Origin of the sequence: Enterococcus sp. 22-H-5-01, from assembly GCF_050310005.1 — a bacterium.
Lineage (GTDB): Bacteria > Bacillota > Bacilli > Lactobacillales > Enterococcaceae > Enterococcus_A > Enterococcus_A hailinensis.
In genome coordinates, this window is the sequence record NZ_CP189993.1 from 2065522 (window position 1) to 2079500 (window position 13979).

General features: G+C 39.0%; 16 protein-coding genes. 13 read left to right on the top strand and 3 right to left on the bottom strand.

The features are described from left to right. Positions 1–35 precede the first annotated feature (35 nt). The 5 genes from ACQKTA_RS10445 (at position 36) to ACQKTA_RS10465 (ending at position 4890) form a co-directional block, all read left to right on the top strand. Positions 36–959, top strand: a complete 924-nt coding sequence (locus ACQKTA_RS10445) for a serine hydrolase (protein WP_427813681.1) — start codon at positions 36–38, stop codon at positions 957–959. Between the two features lie 106 nt (positions 960–1065). Continuing rightward, positions 1066–1761: an N-acetylmannosamine-6-phosphate 2-epimerase gene (locus ACQKTA_RS10450; protein WP_427813682.1), complete on the top strand. Its 696-nt coding sequence runs from the start codon at positions 1066–1068 to the stop codon at positions 1759–1761. Between the two features lie 181 nt (positions 1762–1942). Then, positions 1943–2596, top strand: a complete 654-nt coding sequence (locus ACQKTA_RS10455) for a TerC family protein (RefSeq protein WP_407854955.1) — start codon at positions 1943–1945, stop codon at positions 2594–2596. 366 nt (positions 2597–2962) lie between these two features. Next, entirely contained in the window at positions 2963–4141 is a 1179-nt protein-coding gene (locus tag ACQKTA_RS10460; protein ID WP_427813683.1) for a double-cubane-cluster-containing anaerobic reductase, read from the top strand. Beyond that, complete coding sequence (locus ACQKTA_RS10465) at positions 4129–4890, top strand: acyl-CoA dehydratase activase (protein WP_427813684.1); 762 nt, start codon at positions 4129–4131, stop codon at positions 4888–4890. The genes ACQKTA_RS10460 and ACQKTA_RS10465 overlap by 13 nt, the downstream gene beginning before the upstream one ends. Positions 4891–4950: 60 nt before the next feature. Here ACQKTA_RS10465 and ACQKTA_RS10470 read toward each other — a convergent pair whose 3' ends face one another. Further along, positions 4951–5415, bottom strand: a complete 465-nt coding sequence (locus tag ACQKTA_RS10470; RefSeq protein WP_427813685.1) for an Rrf2 family transcriptional regulator — start codon at positions 5413–5415, stop codon at positions 4951–4953. A 120-nt stretch (positions 5416–5535) separates the two neighbouring features. On the opposite strand from ACQKTA_RS10470, the gene ACQKTA_RS10475 reads away from it, so the two are divergent. Further along, complete coding sequence (locus tag ACQKTA_RS10475) at positions 5536–6381, top strand: SDR family oxidoreductase (RefSeq protein WP_427813686.1); 846 nt, start codon at positions 5536–5538, stop codon at positions 6379–6381. A gap of 65 nt (positions 6382–6446) precedes the next feature. On the opposite strand, the gene ACQKTA_RS10480 is transcribed toward ACQKTA_RS10475, so the two are convergent. Continuing rightward, positions 6447–7097, bottom strand: coding sequence for a DUF998 domain-containing protein (locus tag ACQKTA_RS10480; protein ID WP_407854950.1), 651 nt, complete (start codon positions 7095–7097; stop codon positions 6447–6449). A gap of 194 nt (positions 7098–7291) precedes the next feature. On the opposite strand from ACQKTA_RS10480, the gene ACQKTA_RS10485 reads away from it, so the two are divergent. The 4 genes from ACQKTA_RS10485 to ACQKTA_RS10500 are packed head-to-tail and all read left to right on the top strand — an operon-like array spanning position 7292 to position 10358. Next, positions 7292–8206, top strand: coding sequence for an ABC transporter ATP-binding protein (locus ACQKTA_RS10485; RefSeq protein WP_427813687.1), 915 nt, complete (start codon positions 7292–7294; stop codon positions 8204–8206). Further along, on the top strand, positions 8199–8609 hold the full coding sequence (locus ACQKTA_RS10490) for a hypothetical protein (RefSeq protein ID WP_427813688.1): 411 nt from the start codon (positions 8199–8201) through the stop codon (positions 8607–8609). Before ACQKTA_RS10485 ends, ACQKTA_RS10490 begins: the two co-directional genes overlap by 8 nt. After that, a complete protein-coding gene (locus ACQKTA_RS10495) occupies positions 8609–9721 on the top strand; it encodes an ABC transporter permease (protein WP_427813689.1) in 1113 nt (370 codons plus the stop codon). Before ACQKTA_RS10490 ends, ACQKTA_RS10495 begins: the two co-directional genes overlap by 1 nt. Positions 9722–9725: 4 nt before the next feature. After that, on the top strand, positions 9726–10358 hold the full coding sequence (locus ACQKTA_RS10500) for a TetR/AcrR family transcriptional regulator (RefSeq protein WP_427813690.1): 633 nt from the start codon (positions 9726–9728) through the stop codon (positions 10356–10358). 32 nt (positions 10359–10390) lie between these two features. On the opposite strand, the gene ACQKTA_RS10505 is transcribed toward ACQKTA_RS10500, so the two are convergent. Then, the gene (locus ACQKTA_RS10505) at positions 10391–10612 is read right to left on the bottom strand and encodes a hypothetical protein (protein ID WP_427813691.1); all 222 of its coding nucleotides are present in this window, start codon (positions 10610–10612) and stop codon (positions 10391–10393) included. 227 nt (positions 10613–10839) lie between these two features. Here ACQKTA_RS10505 and ACQKTA_RS10510 point away from each other — a divergent pair, with 227 nt between their 5' ends. The 3 genes from ACQKTA_RS10510 to ACQKTA_RS10520 all read left to right on the top strand — a co-directional run bounded on the left by ACQKTA_RS10510 (position 10840) and on the right by ACQKTA_RS10520 (position 13910). Continuing rightward, on the top strand, positions 10840–11484 hold the full coding sequence (locus tag ACQKTA_RS10510; RefSeq protein WP_427813692.1) for a hypothetical protein: 645 nt from the start codon (positions 10840–10842) through the stop codon (positions 11482–11484). A gap of 502 nt (positions 11485–11986) precedes the next feature. Beyond that, a complete protein-coding gene (locus ACQKTA_RS10515; protein WP_427813693.1) occupies positions 11987–13126 on the top strand; it encodes a cystathionine gamma-synthase in 1140 nt (379 codons plus the stop codon). Between the two features lie 4 nt (positions 13127–13130). Next, a complete protein-coding gene (locus ACQKTA_RS10520) occupies positions 13131–13910 on the top strand; it encodes an amino acid ABC transporter substrate-binding protein (protein ID WP_427813694.1) in 780 nt (259 codons plus the stop codon). The last annotated feature ends 69 nt before the right edge of the window (positions 13911–13979 follow it).

Here is a 13979-nt window from a genome sequence, read left to right on the forward strand (position 1 = left end):
TTCTGATCTTATAAATAGAAAGAAGCTGAATTCGTTTGGGAAGACATATCCGCTCTAAAAAAAACAAACGATCCAAATTTTTTGGCATTGGCGCTTGTTTTTTAGTGATCGCTGCCGCATCTTATAGTGTCGGCCGCACTTTATTAAATCAGCCAACTAAATCGTCTGATGCTATTGCAAGATCAAGTCAGTCGTCGACAACGAAAGCAACGAGGACAACATCAAGTAGTATCCAAGCGACAACGACAACGACAACGAGCTCAGCGAGCGAACCGCGTGAAGAATTAGCTGTAAGTAATTTAGAAGCCAATGCAAGTCATGTTTACTACGGTGTTTATTATTTTAATAGTGGAAAAGAGCTATCCAGCAACAACTCTGCTCCCACGGTTTCAGCAAGTGTCATTAAAGTGTTCGTGATGGAATATGCTTTGACCCAAGCTGATCCCAACGAAATAGTGGATGGCAAGTCAGTGAATGATTGGCTGCTGCCGATGATTCAGCAAAGTGATAACGCCGCGGCCAATACACTGATCAGTCATTTTGGCATTGAAACGTTGAATCAATTTTTCCAAACTCAAGGATATCAGGACACTCGTTTAGAACGCTTGATGTTGGATAACGATGCTCGAGCACAAGGCAAAGAAAATTATACTTCGCTGAATGATTGTATGAGTTTTTTGAAACGCCTTTATCAACAACGAGCAACAGAGCCCTACGCTACGATGCTAGAGATCATGGAAGGGCAAACGCTTCGTACCAAAATCCCTAGCAAACTCTCAACGGATATCGTTGTAGCGAATAAAACAGGCGAGTTGGACAATGCTGAGAATGATATCGGCTTAGTTCTCACCAAAGACAACCCATTCGCACTCGTGGTCTTGACTCAAAATTTTACCAATACGGAAGCGATTCGTTCGGCTATCGGAGATGTTGCGTTATCAGCTGCAACTCTTAAATAAAAAAATCCTATCACTATTTAGTGGTAGGATTTTTTGCTAGTCAGAGACCGTTTTCAATGATACCCTTTTCATAGAATAATTAAATGAAATGGAGTGTTGTAACCCAATGGAAAAAGCAACTTTTTTGGATCAAATCAAGGATGGTCTGATCGTTTCTTGTCAGGCTTTGCCAGGCGAACCTTTATATACAGAAAAAGGCGGGATCATGCCACTGCTAGCTTTGGCCGCTAAAGAAGGCGGTGCTAAAGCAATCCGAGCGAATTCCGTTCGGGATATCAAAGAGATCAAAGCACTGGTAGATCTGCCAATAATTGGATTGATCAAAAAACAATACCCACCAGAAGCACCCTTTATTACGGCAACGATGCAAGAAATCGACGAACTAGTCGCTTGTGAGGTCGAAGTGATCGCCCTTGATTGTACATTGCGAAAACGCCATGACGGCCAAACGATCAGCCAATTTATCAAACAAATCAAAAATAACTACCCCAATCAATTATTGATGGCAGACATCGCTACCCTAGAAGAAGGCAAAAATGCTTATGAAGCTGGTGTGGATTTTGTTGGGACGACTTTGAGCGGTTATACACCTGAAAGTGCCGATCGGACTACAAAAGGTCCCAATTTTGAGCTGATGAAGAAATTAGTCGCACTCGATATTCCTGTGATTGCCGAAGGTCAGATCCAAACACCAGAACAAGCCAAACAAGCACAAAAACTTGGTGTTAGCGGTATCGTAGTCGGTGGTGCGATCACTAGACCAAAAGAAATCACGGAGCGGTTTATTAAGGGCTTGAACTAGTGAATTGTAATAAATAATTAAAAATAAAATTTTAGCCTAAAAAAATAACTAATTTCTATTATACTTTTTGGAATGAATGTCCTACAATAGAACAGGTCATAGTGAATCATAAGCGCCTTTTCATGATTTTTTCAGTAAAAAGTGTTAGGGTAGACCAGATTAGTTTAGTAGGAGTGGGAATATGAGTATTGCAATGGTATCGAAAATTCTTTCGATTATTGTGTTGAATTTAGTTTTAAGTGGGGATAATGCCGTCGTTATCGCATTAGCCACCCGGAAATTACCCGATGTATCACGAAATAAAGCAATCATTATTGGGACTGCTGGAGCAGTGGTGTTGCGGATAATCCTAATGTTGATCGCCGTAGAATTATTGACGATTCCTTATGTCAAAATCGTTGGTAGCGTCTTATTGTTTTATATCGCCTATGATCTATTACGTTCAAATGGTGAGGAAGCCAATGTCAAAAGTGAAACGACCTTCTTTTCAGCGGTGCGCACGATCATTATCGCCGATCTAGTCATGAGTTTGGATAATGTCTTAGCGATTGCAGGAGTCGCTGACGGACATTTCTTGCTAGCTGTTTTTGGTTTAGTCATTAGTATTCCGATCGTAGTCTTTGGTAGTCAAATGATCTTGAAATTGATGGATCGCTTCCCATTCTTGATTTGGATCGGGGCATTATTGATTGCTTACACAGCCGGTTCGATGTTTGTTGAAGATGAGTTTATCCATCATATATTACACAGTCTCAGCAGCGGACACATCGTATCGATCGCTTCATGTGTATTGCTAGCAGCGATTTACTTTTTATTTAATCGTAAAGAATCATAATTAAAACTTGAAAAAACTGTCGCAGGATTGCGGCAGTTTTTTTATTTGGAAAAGTTTGAATCCACAATAGTAACTTGATCAATCAATAAAACAAACAACATTGTGAATTAATCTACATTGTGAGAACGATTCTCTTTTAGAAGTATTGTGAGTAAAAAAAGCTTTCGTTATACTAAAACTAATGATGAAAAGGGTTACATTCTTTTGGAAATCTGGAGGTGGAAAAATGGTTCGAATATGACAATGACGATCTGTCCACTTAGAGGTTCTAAGGACTGTTTTCCCTTCTGGAAAGATACTTCAACAGATGTGAATGGATGAATTTCTTTTTAGAAGAATTAAGCGAAAAAGAAAGGATTGGAATACATGGATGTAAAGACAAGTTTACCGGAGATTTTTGATGATTTTGGCGAGGCACGCAGACAAGGATTTTTAGCAGTCAAAGAGATCAAAGAAAAAGGCGTACCAGTCGTAGGTGTGTATTGTACTTTTATGCCGGAAGAGTTGGTACTAGCAGGTGAGGCGATCCAAATCAGTTTGTGTTCGACTTCCGATGAGACGATTCCTGATGCTGAGGAAGACCTGCCTCGCAATCTTTGTCCGCTGATCAAATCTAGTTATGGCTTTGGCAAAACCGATAAATGTCCGTATTTTTATTTTTCTGATTTAGTGGTTGGCGAGACGACTTGCGATGGCAAAAAGAAAATGTATGAATACATGGAAGAATTCAAAGAGACCTATTTGATGCATCTGCCTCATACGCGTACGAGTGAAGCCAGTAAGCAATTATGGTACAGCGAGATGGTCCGTTTTAAAGAAAAATTGGAAGACTTTTTACATGTCGAGATCACGGATGAGAAAATTCGAGCGGCAATCAAACTGAAAAATCGTGAGCGTCAAGCAAAGCAGAATTTTTATCGTCTGGGTCAATTGAATCCGCCAGCGATCAGCGGGCAAGAAATTTTCAAAGTGATGTATGGTTCACAGTATAAATTTGATAAGGAAGAAGTCATCCAGATGTTGGAAGAAACAACTGCTAGAGTCAAAGAAGACTATGCGGCAGGTAAACGCCTGGATACCAAACCAAGAATCTTAGTGACGGGCTCTCCGATGGGAGGCGTGACTGAAAAAGTGATCCGTGCGATCGAAGAAAATGGCGGCATCGTCGTAGCCTATGAGAACTGTACAGTGGCAAAAGCGGTTGAGCGCTTGGTGGATGAAGAAGAAGCTGATGTGTATCAAGCATTGACGGATAAATATATCAATATCGGCTGTGCCTGTATGGCAAACAATCAACCGCGAAAAGATTTATTAGGCCAAATGATCGATGACTATCAAGTCGATGGCGTGATCGATATGGTTTTACAAAACTGCATTCCTTTTTCGGTCGAATCGTTAAAAATCAAACGCTTCTTGAATGAAGAAAAAAATATCCCCTATCTGTATTTAGAAACAGATTATTCGACGGCTGATATCGAGCAGATCAATACACGAGTAACCGCTTTTATTGAAATGTTGGAAGAAGAGCTTTTATGTACACGATAGGCTTAGATTCAGGATCGACTACGACCAAAGGAGTGCTTTTTTCAGTGGATCAGCTTGTTGATCGCTATTTGATCCCTACCGCCGGCAATCCTAGGGGGGCGATGACTGAAGTCGTGGACTATTTTAAAGACCGGCATGGATTATCTCAAGTGAAATTAGTGACTACTGGCTATGGTCGAAAATTGATCCCAGCTGATCTAGTCGTCACTGAGATCACTTGTCATGGCAAATGGGCGGAATACCTTTTTCCTGGAGTGACTCAAGTCATCGATATCGGCGGGCAAGATTGTAAGACGATCCAACTGAACGGCAAAGGGAGTGTGACTGAATTCAGTATGAATGATCGTTGTGCAGCTGGAACAGGGCGTTTTGTAGAAGTGATGATGCGAACACTAGAGGAAGAGATCGCGGATTTAGATACCTTTGTCCAAGCAGCAACACCGATCACGATCAATAGCATGTGCACTGTTTTCGCGGAATCAGAAGTTATCAGTTTGATTTCAAAAGGGGAAGAACGAGCAGATATCGCACTAGGTGTCCTACATTCGATTGCCCAACGAATCAGTAGTCAATATTCAAAATTACGACCAAAACGCGGAGAAACAATTTTATTCACGGGCGGTTTATCAAAAAGTGCAGCTTTTTCTGAAGTACTGGCGCACTATGTTTTAGCCCCTGTCCAAACAGATGAGCTGTCCCAGTTTGCTGGAGCTATCGGTGCTGCTCAGATCGGAATCAAAAAATTTTAGCAAAAAAGACCGTCCTATATTTTAGGACGGTCTTTTCACGTGAGTAAAATTAAAGCGATGTTAGGGAAGATAAGGTCTCACAAAGACATCATTTTCCGGTCTTGTTTCAGCGATGGCAATTTGTTCAATGATTTGCTGCAAGGTGATTTGGGTCATCTCAGCTTCGACTGATGCTTGCAAGCGAGTATAAGTCGAAGTTAAAACAGCTTGAATATTCGCCCCTACGACACAATCGAGATTGGTCTTGGAATCGACTTGGATCAGATTAGTATTGCCTTCGATACTTTGATAAATATCAAATAGGGTAATTTCAGCAGGCGTTTTCGCAAGTGACGGTTTTGCTTTTCCCGTTTGGGTAACAATCAAATTGGCTTTTTTTAAATGACTCATGATTTTCCGGACATTGGCAGCGTTGGTCTCAACACTGCTGGCGATCATTTCACTGGATAAGTAAGTGGTGTCTTTAAATATTTCTATGTAAGCAAGAATATGGATCGCATCACTGAATTGAATAGAATATTTCATCGGAACAGCGCCTTTCAGTTTTTTTTCTTGACTAATACTAACATACTGTTTATTATAAAGGTGTAATTTATAAATGTACAGCAAGAAGTTCAATCATTAAAATAGAGGAGTGGTTATAAGATGACCTATTTAGTAACAGGAGCAAATGGTAGTTTTGGTGGACTTGCATTAGATTTCTTAAAAGAATTCGTTCCGCAAGATGAAATTTATGCATTAGTGCGCAGTGAAGAAAAAGGGGCCGCTTTGAAAAAAGCTGGTTTTAATGTGAAAATCGGCGATTATGCAGATCGCACATCCATGAAAGAAGCGTTGAGCGGAATTGATCGGCTATTATTTGTTTCAGGCGCACCGGGTAATCGTCAAGCAGAGCATGAAAACGTTGTGAGCGCAGCGAAAGAAGCTGGAGTTTCTTATATCGCTTATACAAGTATCGCAAATGCGAAAGACTCAAAAAGTTCTTTAGCCCCCGATCATATTTTTACTGAAAAAGTTATCGCAGAATCAGGAATCGCACATACGTTTTTGCGAAATAACTGGTATCTGGAAAATGAACTGCCGATCATTGGTGGCGCTTTGGCTAGCGGAAAATTTATTTACGCTGCTGAAGAAGGTAAGACAGGTTGGGCATTAAGAAGAGAATATGCTGAAGTAGCCGCCAAAGCCGTGGCAGGAACTGAGTATCCTGAGATTTTAGAATTATCCGGTGAACCGATCACGTATGCTGCACTAGGTGAAGCTTTAAAGGAAGCGACTGGTAAAGATATCGAAATCGCAGCTTCTTCTGATCAAATATTCGTGGATAGTTTGGCCGCTGCTGGGTTGCCGCAACCCGTGGCTGAAATGTTTTTGACTTTCCAACAAGATATCAAAGCGGGTTATTTAGATGTTTCATCAGCTGATTTTGAAAAAGCTTTAGGTCGACCTTTAACCAGCCATGTAGAAGCACTAAAAGAATTATTAAAATAAATAGAAATGAAAAAAGTCCTGGATCAACTGATCTAGGACTTTTTTGTCGATTTGATAAAGATAAGTCACTCTGTCGTACTTGAAGAATGTCTTAATTGTCTAATGGCTAGCGTAGCTGCCGGCAAATAAAGAAATAAAAGCGAGGCACGTTGCCAAAAACCACGGGTGGTCGTTAGTAGATCACCGATCACTGGTAAATAATACGCCGCAAATAAAATCAAAGTAATAACCGCAATCCCTAAACAAATAAGATAAAATCCGGCCAGACCTTTCTTTCCTTTTAGTGAGGATTCATAGGCCAATAATAACGGAACGAACATCATTGCGACCATGGCGATCCCTGAAAAAGCAGCATGTAAAAAATAGGCAGGGCTGAAAAAATTCGCTGATTCGCTGATATGAACAATGCCAGTCAAAATACAGTCTCCAAAACCATAAAGTGCAATCGCGCCAGTCAAGATTTGAGCCATCCGCTTTGATTCAGCCGCAAAAAAAGAATAAACACCGAGACTTCCTAAAATAAATAAGGACCCAGTAAGAACTGAACCGTGATTGAAAGTTGATTGAACAGGACTGCTTGCTTCACCTAGTTGACTGATTAACATCGTCATTTGATCAAAACCAGGATAATCTGGACCTAGAAAATAGGGAAGAGAAAAATCGCCAATAACTGCTAGAAGTAAAAGCAGCGGCGGAATTTTTTTAATGATCGTCATAAAAACCTCCTTCAATTGTTTCTTTTATCATACGTCAGATTTAAGAAAACTGCGAGAAATACGCGGATATTCGGAACTGTAGAATGCCAGTCATCAGATCGTGATAAATGAAAAAAATATTGACTAGCAGGTCATTGACTAATGAGTCAAAAGAGCGTATCTTCGAAGAAAGAAGATGCTAAGGAGTGAGTACGATGGATCAACCGATTGTTTCATTACAGCAAGTCACAAAAAAATTTGGACGGTTTGAGGCCTTGAAAGATATCACCTTCTCGGTCAATCAGGGGGAAGTATTAGGTTTTATTGGTCCGAGTGGAGCTGGGAAATCGACAACGATTCGAATTTTACTTGGAATGCTAAAGAAAACAAGTGGAGAAGCACAGATTTTTGGACAAGATGTTTGGCAAGAAGATACTAAGATCCACCAACGACTTTCTTATGTGCCAGGAGATGTTTATTTATGGCCTAACTTAACTGGGGGAGAAATTATTGATTTATTATTACGCTTAAATGACCAACAACGAACGAAGAAAACGGAAGAGTTGATCCAAAAGTTTCAGTTAGACCCTAAGAAAAAAGCTAGAACGTATTCTAAAGGGAATCGCCAGAAAGTTGCATTGATCGCTGCTTTATCACAAGAAGCCGATTTATATATTTTTGATGAACCGACTTCTGGATTAGATCCTTTAAACGAAATAACGTTTCAGCAAGAAGTAATAAAACTTAAAGCAGCAGGTAAAAGTATTCTGCTATCTAGTCACATTTTATCTGAAGTAGAAAAAATGTGTGACCGTGTTGTAATCATTCGAGATGGAGAAATCATTGAGACTGGGGATTTACTCTCTCTACGGCATTTGACGCGTATAAAAATGACAGTTGTGACCAAGGATTCTTTAGCAGGAATAGAAAAATTGCCCGGAATTTATAATCTGAAATTCACCGATTCACAACAGCAACGAGCAGAACTATCCGTTGACCGTGAACAAATGGACACATTGATGCTTTTTTTAGCTGAAAGAAAACTCGTTGATTTGACCTCCACGCCACCAACCTTAGAAGATTTGTTTTTGCATTATTATGAAAAACAAGGAGCTGATTCTCATGTTTAGCGGGGCAAAGACGAGCTATCTCCTTCAAGCGAACCTTAAACAAAATCGAGTCAAACATTTAATTTGGATCATTGTTTTAGTTGGTTTATTTGCTTCAGCAGCGCTAAAATTCAATGTCTTATTCGGAACAAACTCTGATATCAATACCATTATTCAAACACTGAAACTGCCTGCGATGATTTCGCTTTTTGGTGAATTTACAGTAGAAAAACCGTATACTACTGCTAATGTTTTTGCTTCTGAAATGTTGATTTTTATGGGAATGTTCATGGTTTTTATGAATATTTCATTGGCGATTAGTAATACTAGAACAGAAGAAGAGACAGGATTATTAGAAATGATTCGTTCTCGTTCGATTGGTAGATTAGCACCAATTTATGCGACAGCGATTGAAATTTTTTGATGGGCTTCAGTATTGCTAGTATTGGCATGCTATTTGGTTTTATCAGTTTATTGATGGGGCAAGTAATGAACGATTCACGCAGTGCTTATTTTACTAGTTATGGTCTTTATGCAGTTTTGTATATATGTCGAATGCTGACAGATGTCAGTAATCCAAAATGGACATGGGTTTCGCCGGTCGGCTGGGTTGAAAAAACTGCTATTTACTCACAAAATTATTGGCTTCCTCTTGTTTTGATACTTGGCTTAGGGATGATTTGTTTATTTATAGCAATCACTATTGCTAGTGCAAGAGATATCGGGAGCGGTATTCTTTCTACCAAAGAAGGGAAAGCAAAAGCAGGTCATTTGCTTTCATCTCCAATTGGGTTAGTTTTTAAACTTGAACGAAATAGTATTTTTGGTTGGCTTTTTGGCAGTATCATTTTAGGAACGGCGTATGGATCGATTTTTCAAACAATCGGAGATATCATCGGAACCAACCCAACATACAAAAAATTATTGGGGATTTCGCAAATTCATACTGCGAATCGTGAACTATTGTTGAACTATCTAAATATGTTAGGATTGTTTTTTGTCGCTCTAGCAGTTACTAGCGGTATTCTAGTTGTTTTTCGCTTGAGCTCAGATGAGAATAAAGGCTATTTAGAAATGGTTCATGCCAAAAAAATTTCTAAGACTAATCTAGCAGCAAGCTATTTTTTAGTAGCTTTGTGTCTTAGTTTGTTTGTATTTACTTCAGCCTTAGTCAGTACATTTTTGATAGGGAACAGTACGTTGAATGAGCCCTTGTCATCAAATTACTTCTGGCAAACATTTTTTGGTTTTTTACCCACAATACTGTTTTATATTGGCTGTGCAAATGCTCTCGTTGGATTTATACCAAAAGCCAATAAGCTCCTGTGGTTCTATTTAGCAGCAGGCATAGTGTTTAAAATGTTTGGTCCGCTGATGAATTTGCCGAAAAAATACGCAGCTATTTCACCATTTGGCTGGGTGGGAAAAATCCCTAGTGAACCGATCAATCAACAAGTAACACTGCTCTTGTGGATTGCTTTTATTATTTTGACGATTTTAGGACTTGTGGGATACAATAAGCGAGACATGGAGTGATGGAATGAAAGAAATAGTAAAAGATCCTGAGAAGGAAAAAAAAATCCTATTAGCCAGTGCTGAATTATTTGGTGCTTCGGGTTACCGTGAAACAAAAACCGATGCGATTGCTGTACAAGCAGGTGTGTCAAAGGGATTGGTCTTCCACTATTTTAAAAATAAGAATGGATTATATGAAAGCACCTATGAATTTGCGGCTGACTTTTTTTATCAAAAAATCGATTATTCTGTTTGGACCGGAGCCAATGATCTGATCGAGATGGTCGTTGCAGCAACTAAATATAAGATTACATTACAATTGAAGCATCCTGCGGCATTTAATTTCTTGATGAAAGCATATGCTGAAATCCCAAGCTTGCCAGAACCTTTACGAGAAAAGATGAATCAAAAGATTCAACGTGATTTTAGTAAGAACATTACCTTGACTGAAGAGGTTGTAGACAAATTACCTTTGCGTAAAGGGATAGAAAAAGCGGAGGTATTAGAAGTCATTTATGCGGTATTGAATGCTGAAACGATCAAGATTCAACAAGAGTTAGCATTACATCCGGAGTGGCAGACAGTTGAGGAGCTTACTCCAGTACTGGGCCGCTTGAAACGTAAATTAATGATCATTGAACATGGATTTGTCGAATAAAAATACCTAGCAGAATCTCTGCTAGGTATTTTTTATAATTCAAGTAAAACCGTCATGAGCGCGAAACCTTCTTCAGCTAGTGCGCCAAAAAATAAAATCAAGCTGTCGATGAATAGTACACTCATGTTTACCCCAAACATCACGGCTAATTTCTCCATACCATCTTTGATTTTTTTCTCTTTAAAATAAACATAGAAAAGATAAAGATTGACTAAAGCAATCAAACTAGTAGCAAGAACCATCGCTGTTTTCATAAGTGTACCCCTTCGCTTGATTAAAAGTAATCGTTTTTATACTGTTATTATACCCTAACCTCAATAAGAAAAAAGCGTTTTAATGAAAAAGTGTTTTTTTTCACAAAAAGCATTTAAAATCGTCCAAAGCGAGCAAACATTTATTTTTAGTTGGAAAAAGTGCCTGACTTTTGTCTACACGTCCGTTATACTGTAAATACAGCTGACAAATGAAAGGAGTGGGACGCATGGATTTTGCGACCGCCGATTTTGATTATTATCAAAGAACGATCCACAACATGTACCAAAAATATTATTGGAAACGAATCAGCTTATGTGCTGCAGCATTATTGATTATTGCTGCTTACAGCTTTTTTTTCGAAGATCATTTTTTATTGAATGTTTTAATGATCGCTATTTTAGCCGGAGGATTGATCTACTTGATCATCCAACAACGTAAATTTCCTGAGATCTATCAAGCATTTCTAGCTAAGAATCAACCGGAAGCAGAGATTGTTCAGATCGAAGAAACAGAGTATAGTTATCAAGTAATGGATCATGACAAGGTAGCTATCAGCAAGAAAAATGTCCGCAATCTGCCGTCAAACAATAAACGCTATACGATGATGGTCGGTTTCTCAAAAGCTTTCTTTGCGAACGATCCTTTACAGATCGTTTATTACGATATATTAGAATTGACTTATGAAGAGAAGTTTCGCTTGAAACGCAACGGCTATAGTTCAATGCCGCGTTTTTTACGTCGTTTTACTTGGGGAAATTTAAAAGCCAGTGCTGGCAATGCTGTCAGTTTTATTTTCGGCAATCTGTTTCTTTTATTTATTTTATTCCGTTTACTGCGCTATCTATGGTCATTTCTTCAAATGTTTCTTTAGAAAATCTCACCTGATTGATCGACGTATTTAGTTTTTTTATGTCCATTTTCTTTTTAGATAGATCGATTAAGCAAAAACGAATGAGAAAAAGCTTTTTTAAATTAAGGTTATTTTAAAAAGTAGCTGAAATTAATTTATTGACTTCTCATTTTTAAAGTGCTAAATTTAAGCCAATCAATTAAGGAGGTCAGAACCATGACAAACAACATGACAGTGATGAACAATCAAACAGTTAAATCAGCGTGTTGTTGTATGATGCAAAAAAACATCATACCGATTTGTCATGCCTATTAACTGTTCTGGACTCGTTTAAATGAACTTTATTTTTAACGATTGCAAGAGGTACAGCTTTAATAGCTTGTACCTCTTTTTTGTATTTAAATCTGTCCTAATGAAGAAGGAGGAGTCGCCATGTGTTGTCGCAGCGCTCTTGAAAGACTTTAAAATCGAACTGATCGATGAAAAATTTTTGGATAAACCTAAAAAATAGGAGGAAACAACTATGAATTTATCAACAAAATTGATCCACGGTGGTATCAGCGAAGACCCATTGACAGGTGCAGTCAATGTTCCAATCTATCAAACATCAACCTATCGTCAAAAGAAACTTGGGCAACCAGGTGATTTTGAATATTCTCGTTCTGGCAATCCGACGCGTCTAGCATTAGAAGAATTGATTGCTGAACTCGAAGGCGGTGTGAAAGGTTTTGCTTTTGCCTCAGGTCTTGCTGCGATTCATGCGACCTTATCGATTTTTAAACCAGGTGATCATTTGATTCTGGGAGACGATGTTTACGGCGGAACTTTCCGTTTGATGGATAAAGTCTTTAAACCTTTGGGATTAAGTTATACAATGGTGGATAGTCGAGATATCTCTGCTCTTGAGAGTGTCGTAACGGACCAGACGAAAGCTTTACTTTTGGAAACACCAAGCAACCCGTTATTGAAAATCATCGATATCGAAAAAAGTGCCGCTTGGGCTAAAGAACATGACTTGTTGACGATCGTCGATAATACGTTTGCGACCCCGTATCTACAACAACCGTTGGCACTTGGTGCAGACATCGTTGTTCACAGCGGCACCAAATATCTAGGTGGTCACAGTGATTTGGTAGCGGGAGTTGCCACGACGAACAATGAGGAATTGGCTGAACAGATCGGATTCTTCCAAAATTCGATCGGTGGGGTATTAGGCCCACAAGATAGTTGGTTGTTACACCGCGGGATCAAAACACTAGGCGTCCGAATGGAAGCTCATCAAAAAAATGCCGCTGAAATCGCGAGCTTTTTAGTCGACAATCCCTTGGTAGCAAAGGTATACTATCCAGGTTTGAGTGATCATCCCGGACATGGAATCGCCGCAAAACAAATGCGTGGTTTTGGCGGTATGGTGGCCTTTGAATTAGCGGATGAAAGTACCGTCGCTTCATTCGTTGAATCATTGGAAGTCATTACGTTAGCCGAAAGTTTGGGTGGTGTTGAGAGTTTGATCGAAGTACCAGCAGTGATGACACATGCATCGATTCCAAAAGACAAGCGGGAAATTTCCGGAATCAAAGATGGTTTGATACGATTATCAGTAGGAATAGAAGATATTGAAGATTTAAAAAATGATTTGCAACAAGCGTTGGAGGGAAAGTAGAAAAATGAAAAAATCACTTATTGCCGTTGCTAGTATTTTAGTAGTAGGAGTCTTGTTTTTAGCAGGCTGCCAATCAAAATCAGATGACAGCAGCGTTTCAAGCTCGAAAAAAGTTTTAAGAGTCGGGACAGAAGGTACGTATTCACCATTTTCTTATCGTGATGACAACGATAAATTAACTGGTTTTGACGTAGATGTAGCCAAAGCTGTCGCAAAAAAAATGGACTATGAAGTTAAATTTGTAGAAGCACCATGGGATTCAATGTTAGCTGCTTTTGATGCAAAGAAAACAGATGTCGTGTTCAACCAAGTATCGATCACTGACGAACGTAAAGAAAAATATTTGTTCAGTACACCTTACTCTGTCTCTCATCCAGCATTGATCGTCAACAAAGATAATGACGACATCAAAGATTTCTCTGATTTGAAAGGTAAAACTGCAGCTCAATCATTGACAAGTAACTATGCTCAAATGGCAGAGGACTTAGGCGCAGATATTTCTAGTGTCGATGGTTTCAGTAAAGCCGTTGAATTAGTCGGAGACAATCGTGCTGCTGCAACCTTGAATGATGATGTTACTTACTATGATTACTTGAAACAAAAACCAAATGCACCAATCAAAATCGTAAAAACATCAGATGAATCAACAGAAGTGGCTGCGATGTTCCATAAAGATGATAAAGACTTGGCAGATAAAGTCGACAAAGCAATCAAAGAATTAAAAGAAGATGGTACATTGACGAAATTATCTGAGAAATATTTCGATAAAGATATCACTAAATAGGCATATCTCCTTTACCTCTTGTCGCTATGCGGCAGGAGGTAAAAAGGTATAGTCTGGAATTGTTGTTGA